General features: G+C 65.6%; 12 protein-coding genes and 1 tRNA gene. 6 read left to right on the top strand and 7 right to left on the bottom strand.

All coding sequences use genetic code 11. The annotated features are described in order from the left end of the window. The 5 genes from OXS31_RS22890 to cysG all read left to right on the top strand — a co-directional run. Nucleotides 1–193: DNA translocase FtsK (locus tag OXS31_RS22890; RefSeq protein ID WP_267402254.1), on the top strand; the 193-nt coding region annotated here is incomplete at its 5' end. A gap of 17 nt (nt 194–210) precedes the next feature. Further along, nucleotides 211–834, top strand: coding sequence for an outer membrane lipoprotein chaperone LolA (gene lolA / locus OXS31_RS22885; protein ID WP_007162303.1), 624 nt, complete (start codon nt 211–213; stop codon nt 832–834). A gap of 9 nt (nt 835–843) precedes the next feature. Beyond that, nucleotides 844–2,172: a replication-associated recombination protein A gene (locus OXS31_RS22880; protein ID WP_267402253.1), complete on the top strand. Its 1,329-nt coding sequence runs from the start codon at nt 844–846 to the stop codon at nt 2,170–2,172. Nucleotides 2,173–2,219: 47 nt separating this feature from the next. Then, nucleotides 2,220–3,497 carry a serine--tRNA ligase gene (serS, locus tag OXS31_RS22875; protein ID WP_027597797.1) on the top strand — a complete coding sequence of 426 codons (1,278 nt, stop codon included), beginning with the start codon at nt 2,220–2,222 and terminating at the stop codon, nt 3,495–3,497. Beyond that, nucleotides 3,497–4,891: a siroheme synthase CysG gene (gene cysG, locus OXS31_RS22870; RefSeq protein ID WP_007162306.1), complete on the top strand. Its 1,395-nt coding sequence runs from the start codon at nt 3,497–3,499 to the stop codon at nt 4,889–4,891. Before serS ends, cysG begins: the two co-directional genes overlap by 1 nt. A gap of 3 nt (nt 4,892–4,894) precedes the next feature. Here the strand turns inward: cysG and OXS31_RS22865 are convergent, their stop codons facing one another. From OXS31_RS22865 to OXS31_RS22835, 7 genes are all read right to left on the bottom strand, one after another. Further along, nucleotides 4,895–5,896: a glutathione S-transferase family protein gene (locus OXS31_RS22865; RefSeq protein ID WP_267402251.1), complete on the bottom strand. Its 1,002-nt coding sequence runs from the start codon at nt 5,894–5,896 to the stop codon at nt 4,895–4,897. A 65-nt stretch (nt 5,897–5,961) separates the two neighbouring features. After that, complete coding sequence (locus OXS31_RS22860; RefSeq protein ID WP_042136420.1) at nt 5,962–6,945, bottom strand: glycosyl transferase family protein; 984 nt, start codon at nt 6,943–6,945, stop codon at nt 5,962–5,964. Further along, nucleotides 6,942–7,253, bottom strand: coding sequence for a TusE/DsrC/DsvC family sulfur relay protein (locus OXS31_RS22855; protein WP_007162309.1), 312 nt, complete (start codon nt 7,251–7,253; stop codon nt 6,942–6,944). Before OXS31_RS22855 ends, OXS31_RS22860 begins: the two co-directional genes overlap by 4 nt. A gap of 2 nt (nt 7,254–7,255) precedes the next feature. Then, nucleotides 7,256–7,555, bottom strand: a complete 300-nt coding sequence (tusB, locus tag OXS31_RS22850) for a sulfurtransferase complex subunit TusB (RefSeq protein WP_007162310.1) — start codon at nt 7,553–7,555, stop codon at nt 7,256–7,258. Continuing rightward, complete coding sequence (gene tusC / locus OXS31_RS22845; protein ID WP_267402244.1) at nt 7,552–7,908, bottom strand: sulfurtransferase complex subunit TusC; 357 nt, start codon at nt 7,906–7,908, stop codon at nt 7,552–7,554. The genes tusB and tusC overlap by 4 nt, the downstream gene beginning before the upstream one ends. 1 nt (nt 7,909) lies before the next feature. Continuing rightward, nucleotides 7,910–8,305 carry a sulfurtransferase complex subunit TusD gene (tusD, locus tag OXS31_RS22840; protein WP_007162312.1) on the bottom strand — a complete coding sequence of 132 codons (396 nt, stop codon included), beginning with the start codon at nt 8,303–8,305 and terminating at the stop codon, nt 7,910–7,912. A 49-nt stretch (nt 8,306–8,354) separates the two neighbouring features. Further along, nucleotides 8,355–9,023, bottom strand: coding sequence for a Bax inhibitor-1/YccA family protein (locus OXS31_RS22835; protein WP_007162313.1), 669 nt, complete (start codon nt 9,021–9,023; stop codon nt 8,355–8,357). 127 nt (nt 9,024–9,150) lie between these two features. Here OXS31_RS22835 and OXS31_RS22830 point away from each other — a divergent pair. After that, nucleotides 9,151–9,238: transfer RNA gene (locus OXS31_RS22830), tRNA-Ser, on the top strand. Nucleotides 9,239–9,681 lie beyond the last annotated feature (443 nt).

Raw genomic sequence — 9,681 nt, 5'->3', positions numbered from 1 at the left:
GCTCTACGACGAAGCGGTGCGCTTCGTTACCGAGAGTCGCCGGGCTTCCATCTCCGCGGTCCAGCGCAAGCTCAAGATCGGTTACAACCGGGCGGCACGCATGATCGAAACCATGGAAATGGCCGGTGTCGTATCGCCCATGAACACCAACGGCTCGCGTGAGGTCACAGCGCCTGCTCCGGTGAGAGACTGACATCCATGAGGACCTCGATGCACAAGCTGCGTTGCTTCGCCCTGGCCGCCCTGGCCGCCGTAAGCTTTTCCGCCCATGCCGACCAGGCGTCGGTGGGTCGCCTGTCGCAATTGCTGGACAAGGCCCAGACCCTGACCGCGCGCTTCTCGCAACTGACCCTGGATGGCTCGGGTACCCGCCTGCAGGAAACCGCCGGCAACATGAGCCTCAAGCGTCCCGGGCTGTTCCGCTGGCATTCCGATGCCCCCCAGGAGCAACTGCTGGTGTCCGATGGCAAGCAGGTCTGGCTGTACGACCCGGACCTGGAGCAGGTCACCATCCGCAAGCTGGACCTGCGCCTGACCCAGACGCCGGCGCTGCTCCTGTCGGGCGACATCTCCAAGATCGAAAGCAGCTTCGACGTCACCAGCAAGGACGCCGGCAACGTCGTCGACTTCGTGCTCAAGCCCAAGACCAAGGACACTCTGTTCGACAGCCTGCGGCTGTCCTTCCGCAACGGCGTGATCAACGACATGCAGTTGATCGACGGTGCCGGTCAGCGAACCAACATCCTCTTCTTCAACGTCAAGCTCAACGAGCCGGTGGCCGCGTCCCAGTTCACCTTCCAGGTGCCCAAGGGAGCCGACGTCATCCAGGAATGATCGCACCCCATGGATCTCTTCAGCACCGCACCCGTCGGGCAGCCCTTGGCTGCCCGCATGCGTCCCGAGACCCTCGATGAATACGCGGGTCAGCAGCACCTGCTGGCACGGGGCAAGCCCCTGCGCGAGGCGCTGGAGCAGGGTGCGCTGCATTCGATGATCTTCTGGGGGCCGCCAGGGGTGGGCAAGACCACCCTGGCGCGGCTGCTGGCGCAGGTCTCCGATGCCCATTTCGAAACGCTGTCGGCGGTGCTCTCCGGGGTCAAGGAGATCCGCCACGCGGTGGAGGTGGCCAAGCAGCAGGCCGCCCAGTATCGCCGCCGCACCATCCTCTTCGTCGACGAGGTGCATCGCTTCAACAAGTCGCAGCAGGACGCCTTTCTGCCCTATGTCGAGGATGGCACCCTGATCTTCATCGGGGCGACCACCGAGAATCCCTCCTTCGAACTCAACAACGCGCTGCTTTCGCGGGCGCGGGTCTATGTGCTCAAGAGCCTGGACGACGAGGCCCTCGCCGGCCTGGCATACCGGGCGCTGACCAGCGCCAAGGGACTGGGCGAGCGCCAGCTGAGCCTGCCCGACGACGCCCTGGCGCTGCTGCTGGCCGCCGCCGATGGCGACGGTCGCCGACTGCTCAACCTGCTGGAGAACGCCGCGGACCTGGCCGAGGACGGCGGTGTCCTGGATGCCGAGCTGTTCCAGAGTCTGCTGGGCGATCAACGCCGGCGCTTCGACAAGGGAGGCGAGGCCTTCTACGACCAGATCTCCGCGCTGCACAAATCGGTGCGGGGCTCGAATCCCGATGGTGCCCTCTACTGGTTCGCGCGGATGATCGACGGTGGCTGCGATGCGCTGTACATCGCCCGGCGCGTGGTGCGCATGGCGAGCGAAGATATCGGCAACGCCGATCCGCGCGCCCTGAGCCTGTGCCTGGACGCCTGGGACGTCCAGGAGCGCCTGGGCAGTCCGGAAGGCGAGCTGGCCATCGCCCAGGCGATCGTCTATCTGGCCTGCGCGCCCAAGAGCAATGCCGTCTACATGGGCTACAAGGCCGCCCTGGCCGATGTGCGCCAGAACGGCTCGCGCGAGGTGCCACTGCACCTGCGCAACGCGCCGACCAAGCTGATGAAGAATCTTGGCTACGGCGACGAATACCGCTATGCCCACGATGAGCCTGAGGCCTATGCCGCGGGCGAGGACTACTTTCCCGAAGAGCTCGAGCCGCGCCGCTACTATGAGCCGGTTCCCCGTGGGCTGGAGCTGAAGATCCGCGATAAACTGCAGCACCTGGCGGACCTCGACCGGTCCAGCCCGCGCCAGCGCCGGCGGCGTTCCTGACCCCCCGCCCGCGCCGTTGCCCCCATTCCTAAGCAAGAGAAACGGACATGCTTGATTCGAAACTGGTTCGCACCCAAACCGAGGAGGTGGCCGCACGTCTGGCGACCCGTGGCTACGTCCTGGACGTCAGCCTGGTGGAGTCGCTGGAAGCTCGTCGCAAGGCCGTGCAGACCCGCACCGAGACCCTGCAGGCCGAGCGCAATGCCCGCTCCAAGGGGATCGGCCAGGCCAAGGCGCGCGGTGAAGACATCGCGCCGCTGCTGGCCGAGGTCGATCGCATGGGTAGCGAACTGGAAGAAGCCAAGCGCGAGCTGGATCTGGTCCAGGGTGAGCTGGATGCCCTGCTGCTGGGCCTGCCCAACCTGCCCGACGCCTCGGTGCCGGTCGGCAAGGACGAAGACGACAACGTCGAAGTCCGTCGCTGGGGCACGCCGCGTGAGTTCGACTTCGAGATCAAGGATCACGTCGCCCTGGGCGAGACCCACGGCTGGCTGGACTTCGAGACCGCCGCACGTTTCTCCGGCGCCCGCTTCGCCGTGATGCGTGGCCCCATCGCCCGCCTGCATCGTGCGCTGGCGCAGTTCATGCTCAACCTGCACACCGGCGAGCACGGCTACGAAGAGACCTACACGCCCTACCTGGTGCAGGCCGAAACCCTGCAGGGCACCGGTCAGCTGCCCAAGTTCGAGGAAGACCTGTTCAAGATCGGCCGCGAAGGCGAGAGCGATCTCTACCTGATCCCCACCGCCGAGGTCACCCTGACCAACCTGGTCGCCGGCCAGATCCTCGACGCCAAGCGTCTGCCGCTCAAGTTCACCGCCCATACCCCCTGCTTCCGCAGCGAAGCCGGGGCTTCGGGGCGCGACACCCGCGGCATGATCCGTCAGCACCAGTTCGACAAGGTGGAGATGGTCCATATCGTCGAGCCGAGCACCTCCTTCCAGGCCCTGGAAGAGCTGACCGGCCACGCCGAAACCGTACTGCAGCGCCTGGAGCTACCCTACCGGGTGCTGTCGCTGTGCACCGGCGACATGGGCTTCGGCGCCACCAAGACCTACGACCTGGAAGTCTGGGTGCCGAGCCAGGGCAAGTATCGCGAGATCTCGTCCTGCTCCAACTGCGGTGACTTCCAGGCGCGCCGCATGCAGGCCCGCTATCGCAATGCCGAGGGCAAGCCCGAGCTGGTGCATACCCTCAACGGCTCCGGCCTGGCCGTGGGTCGTACCCTGGTCGCCGTGCTGGAGAACTATCAGCAGGCGGATGGCAGCATCCGCGTTCCCGACGTCCTCAAGCCCTACATGGGTGGCCTCGAGGTCATCGGCTGATGGACTACCTGCCGCTCTTCCACAAGCTCGACGGCCGTCCGGTACTGGTGATCGGCGGGGGCGATATCGCCCTGCGCAAGAGCGTGCTGCTGGCCGAAGCCGGCGCGCTCATCACCCTGGTGGCGCCGGAGATCGAGCCGGAGGTACGCGCCTTCGTCGAGGCGCGGGGCGGCAGTTGCCGGGTCGAGCGCTATGCGGCGGACCATCTCGCCGGGCATTGCCTGGTGATCGCGGCCACCGACGATGACGAGGTCAACGAGAGGGTGTCCCACGACGCCCAGGCCCTGGGCCTGCCGGTCAACGCGGTGGATGCGCCGAAGCTGTGCACCGTGATCTTCCCGGCCATCGTCGATCGCTCGCCCCTGGTGATCGCCATCTCCAGCGGCGGTGACGCCCCGGTGCTGGCGCGCCTGGTGCGGGCCAAGCTGGAGAGCTGGATCCCGGCGACCTACGGGCAGCTGGCGCAACTGGCCCAGCGCTTTCGCGCCCGGGTGAAGACGCGCTTCGCCGATCTGCAGGCACGGCGGATCTTCTGGGAAGAGGTGTTCCAGGGCGAGGTCGCGGAAAAGGTCTTTTCCGGCCAGCCCCAGGCGGCCGAACAGCTGCTGGAAGCCAAGCTGACCAGCGAGACCGCCACCTTCCGCGGCGAGGTCTATCTGGTCGGCGCCGGTCCCGGCGATCCGGATCTGCTGACCTTCCGCGCCCTGCGGCTGATGCAGCAGGCCGACGTAGTGCTCTACGACCGCCTGGTGGCCCCGACCATCCTCGACATGTGCCGGCGCGATGCCGATCGCATCTATGTCGGCAAGCGTCGCGCCGAGCATGCGGTGCCGCAGGATGATCTCAATCGCCTGCTGGTCAAGCTGGCCCGGGAGGGCAAGCGGGTCCTGCGATTGAAGGGAGGCGATCCCTTCATCTTCGGTCGCGGGGGCGAGGAGATCGAGGAGCTGGCGGCCGAAGGCATTCCCTTCCAGGTGGTGCCGGGCATCACCGCGGCCAGTGGCTGTGCGGCCTATGCCGGCATTCCCCTGACCCACAGGGACCATGCCCAGTCGGTGCGCTTCGTCACCGGCCATCTCAAGGACGGCTCGGCCGATCTGCCCTGGACCGATCTCGTGGCGCCGGGGCAGACCCTGGTGTTCTACATGGGCCTGGTGGGACTGCCCACCATTTGCGAGCAACTCATCGCCCATGGCAAGGATCCGGCAACGCCGGCGGCGTTAGTGCAACAGGGCACCACGCTCAATCAGCGGGTATTCACCGGTACCCTGCAGGATCTGCCGCAGCTGGTTGCCGAGCATGAGGTCCACGCGCCGACGCTGGTGATCGTCGGCGAAGTGGTGGCACTACGCGAGAAGCTGGCCTGGTTCGAAGGCGCCCAGACGACGGTCTGACACTCAGACCGCGCCCTGGATGCCGGCACTGCTCAGGGCCTCGCGGCCATGGGGCAGATCCAGCTCCAGGGCCGGCCCCTTGGGCACGATACCGGTCGGATTGATCTGCGCATGGCTGCCGTAGTAGTGGTGCTTGATGTGCTCGAAGTCCACGGTCTCGGCGATCCCCGGCCACTGATACAGCTCCCTCAGCCAGCCCTGTAGCGCCGGATAGTCCCGGATGCGCCGCAGATTGCATTTGAAGTGGCCGTGGTAAACGGCGTCGAAGCGAATCAGGGTGGTGAACAGGCGCCAATCGGCTTCCGTCAGCCATTCGCCGGTGAGATAGCGCTGGGTCTGCAGCAGCTTTTCCAGGTCGTCGAGGGTGGCGAAGACCTCGTCGAAGGCCTCTTCGTAGGCCTCCTGGGTGGTAGCGAAGCCAGCCCGGTAGACGCCGTTGTTGACCGTCGGATAGATGCGCTCGTTGAGGGCGTCGATGCGCCCGCGCAGGGCCTCCGGGTAGAGGTCCAGGCGATTGCCGGTCAGCTCGTCGAAGGCGCCGTTGAACATGCGGATGATCTCGGCGGATTCGTTGCTGACGATGCGCTCCTCCTGGCGATCCCAGAGCACCGGCACGGTAACTCGGCCGGTGTAGTCGGCCTGGTCGCGCTGATAGAGCTGGTAGAGACGCTCAAGGTGATAGAGGTCGTCACCACTGGAGCCCTTGGCCAGGTCGAAGGTCCAGCCTTCCTCGCGCATCAGCCAGCTGACCACCGAGACGCCGATCAGGTCCCTGAGGCTCTTGAGCTGGCGATAGATCAGGGTGCGGTGGGCCCAGGGACAGGCCAGGGACACATAGAGGTGGTAGCGCCCGGCTTCCGGGGCGTAGCGCGAGGCGCCCTGCGGAATGGCTTGCTCGGTGCGGGCGATCCAGTCCCGACGCTGGGCCTCTTCCCGTTTGAAATGGCCATCCTTGCCATTGTCGTACCAGCGGTCCTGCCACTGCCCATCGACCAACAAGCCCATATCGTCATCCTCCGCTGCGTTGCGGTTAGGAACCCGGGGAGCCGCTCCGGGTTCCTGAGGCGACGTCAGAGCGTCCGGTCGCGCGCTTCCCAGCGTCGCTCGGCTTCGCGCTGGGCGCTGGCCTGGTCCTGGCCCAGCGCGCGCAGGGCCACGGCCAGGGTGGCGATGACCGCCAGGCGCCCATAGGGGTCTTCCGCTTCCCCCCGCCAGGTGGCGGCGAGCAGGGCCGGATCGAGGCGCTCCGGCTTGACCTGGCGACGCTCGGTCAGCGCCGGCCAGCTTTCGTCCCAGGCTTCGCCGCCACGGGTGCCGTAGAGGTGGGCGATGACATCGGGATTGCGCTCGACTTCACCGCCTTCGCCCTTGATGACGATGCTGTCATCACCCAGCAGACGACTGGCCTCGCGGTGCACCTCCTGGTAACCCGGATGGAAGATGCTCTGCAGGATGCAGCGCGCCTGGCTGGGGTTGAGCAGCCGGACCAGGGAGTGGATCGGCGAGCGCAGGCCGAGCTCGGCCTTGAGATCGATCATCCGCTGCAGGGCTGGCATCCAGGCGGCCAGCGGCAGGAAGGCCGGCTGACCGCGATCGAGCAGGGCGTCGACGTCCTGCCAGTCAGTGGCGGTCGGCATCCCCAGGTCGGCCAGGCACTGTTCGGTATAGAGCCGGCCCGCGGTGTGGGTACCACCGCCATGCATGACCACCCGCACGCCACTGCCGGCCAGGCATTTCACCGCCAGCAGGTACCAGGGCAGGTGACGCTTCTTGCCCGCGTAGGACGGCCAGTCGAGATCGACGGCGAAACCTGGCGGCTGCAGCCGCGCCCGGACGGCGCGGGTAAAGCCGGCCAGTTCCTCGGCGCTTTCTTCCTTGTGTCTGAGCAGCATGAGAAAGGCGCCGAGCTGGGCTTCGGTCACCTGGCCGTCGAGGATCAGGCCCATGGCCATTTCCGCCTCGGCCTCGGTCAGGCTGCGGGCGCCGCGCTTGCCCTTGCCCAGGGCCCGGACATAGACGGCGAAGGGGTGTTCTTCGGGCGTGGTGAGGGTCATAGGCAATTATCCGGTTTCGGCAGGCCGGCCAGTTTGGCGCCGAGCTTGGCCGGCGCGCCCTTGAACAGCAGGTTGAGCTGCAGACTGGTGCCCAGATCCGGGCCCAGCGTCTGGGCAATGTACTTGATCAGCGGCCGGTTGGCTGGTGAAAGCTGGAATTGTGCGTAGAAGTCACGCAGCGCCTGCAGCACCTGCCAGTGGCGCTCGGTCAGCTCGATGCCTTCCTTGAGTGCCAGTTGCTGGGCTACTTCGGGACTCCACTGGGAGAGGTCGCGCAGATAGCCTTCGGGGTCGAGGTCGAGAGGCATGGCTAGGTCCAGCTGATGACCTTGGCGCAGCTCACGCTCAGGTCGACGAAGGTGGGGTAGTCGATCAGGGGCACGGCCCGCTCGGGTTGCAGGCGACGCGCCTGGACGTCTTCCGCCAGGGCATAGAGGGCCGTCTCGGCCGGGAGTTGCGTCAACAACTCCGCCGCCGCGCTGCCAGGGCGCAGGGCCTCGACGGCAGCGCCGGTGAGCAGAACGGTGTCCTCGCCGCGGACCCAGCTCAGGCCGTCCAGGGCACCGGCGTCCAGTAGCGGCGAGCGGGAAAACAGGTGCAGGGTAGTCAAATGGAAATCACCTGGTCATGGTCGTGGATCAGCGCCATCAGCCCCTCGGGCTCCAGCGGAGTCACCCAGGCGGGCAACTGCTCCGGCGTGATGCCCAGGCGCTGCAGGGCGGCGGCTTCAGCGTAGATGGCCTCGACACCGAACAGCGGCAGCGCAGAGAGGTTGGCGCTCAGGTCCTTCTGCTCGATGGCTGCACTGTCGGCCGCCAGCAGCTGGGTTACGCCAGGACCCGCGAACAGCAACGCCAGGGGCAATTCGAAGGCACCACCGGCCAGTACGATATCCAGCGCCTCGCGCGGACCGGGGCCGCTCAGGGCCGGTTGGCGGGAGATGACGAGAGTACTCCTGGCCATGCTAGTCGCCTCCAAAGCAGAGCAGGCGATCGGCGTCCTGCACCGCTTCATGCAGCTGGCCCAGACCGGACAGCTGCCAGGGTGCCCGCACGTTCACCGCACCCTCACGTTCGTAGCGCCGCGCTTCGTTCTCGTCCAGCAGGCCACGCTTGAGGGCGGCGGCGATGCAGACCACAGCGTCGATCTGGTGGCGTTCGATCAGCTCGCGCCAACGGGCGGGCAGATCGGATTCGTCCTGGCCACTGACCAGGGCGTGAGAGGCGTTATGGACGCCGTCGCGGTAGAGAAAGAGGCGCGACAGCTCGTGACCCCCGGCCAGCAGCGCCTCGCAGAAGCGCAGGGCCCGACGCGCCGAAGGCGCCTGGGGTGGAGAAAGGACAACGATGGCAAATTTCATGGATGTAAAAAGGCCCGCCGAAGCGGGCCTCTTGGGCTACCGCTGGTGATCAATCGTTGTTGCTGGCGAATCCGAAGATCTGCAGCAAGCTGATGAACATATTGTAGATCGAGACGTACAGGGTGATGGTAGCCATGATGTAGTTGTCTTCACCACCGTGCACGATGGCGCTGGTCTGGAACAGGATGGCTGCGGCGGCGAACAGCACGAAGCCCGCGCTGATGGCCAGTTGCAGACCGCTGATCTGGACGAAGAAGGACAGCACCACGGCGCCCAGCAGGATCCAGAAGCCCGCCATCAGAAAGCCACTGAGGAAGCTCATGTCCTTGCGGCTGATCAGGGCGTAGGCCGACAGGCCGAAGAAGGCCAAGGCGGTCATGCCGGCAGCGGAGGCGATCACGCTGCCACCGTTGGGCAGGCCCAGGTACATGTTCAGGATCGGGCCCAGGGTGTAGCCCATGAAGCCGGTGAGGGCGAAGGTACTGACCAGACCCCAGCCGCTGTCGCGGGTCTTCACGGTCAGGAAGAACAGGCCATAGAAGCCGATCAGGACCACGAAGATGTTGGGGTAGGGCAGCCGCATCTGCTGCGAGACGAAGGCGACCAGGCCGCTGAACGCCAGAGTCATGGCCAGCAGGGCATAGGTGTTGCGCAATACACGGCTGACGTCCCGCGGTTGCGCGATAGCAGGGTTGTAGGCGTATTGACGCTCGTTCATGGTGTACTCCAAAGCTAAATTAACGGTGTGATGTACCGTACGACCCCGAAGATAGCAAATGTTGCTTAAGGATCGCTTGCGACTGTTTGACAGTGTGTTGCCATCAGGTACTATGCGCCCCTCTTACGGAAGTGTGGCCGAGTGGTTTAAGGCAGCGGTCTTGAAAACCGCCGACTCGCAAGGGTCCCAGAGTTCGAATCTCTGCGCTTCCGCCACCTTCGAAGCCCCGTTCTTACGGGGCTTTTTGCTGTCTGCAGGGTCGGATTTCAAGAGCGCTCGGGCGAGAAAAAAGAGCTGTTCCGAAGTTCTTTCGGAACAGCGCCGATGCCTGACCTTCTATAGCCCTCGACTTGATGAGGGTGAGCATCGCGGCAACCCTGGCCGCCGAACGAGAGCCAGGGCTGAGCTGAGTGCGATCGTGGGGAACTGCCTTTTGAGATGAGCAGGCAGAACGGCCTGAGTCAGGACGTGCCAAGCATCGTCAAACTATCGGTCATCCGCTGAAGCTGACGACCCTGGTCACGCGCCATCGTCAGCAGGCCACCATGGCCACCACGAAGATAGTTGCCAACCCGATACACATGGCACCCAGGGTGAGCGCCAGTAGGCCCTGATCGCTGGCCAGCGATCGTGGACGAATGAGTGCAGATTTAAGCGG

It is taken from the genome of Pseudomonas sp. GM_Psu_1, from assembly GCF_026544185.1.
Taxonomy (GTDB): Bacteria; Pseudomonadota; Gammaproteobacteria; order Pseudomonadales; family Pseudomonadaceae; genus Chryseomonas; species Chryseomonas oryzihabitans.
Note: the sequence above shows the minus strand (reverse complement) of the source record. Positions and strands in the feature narration are given on the sequence as shown.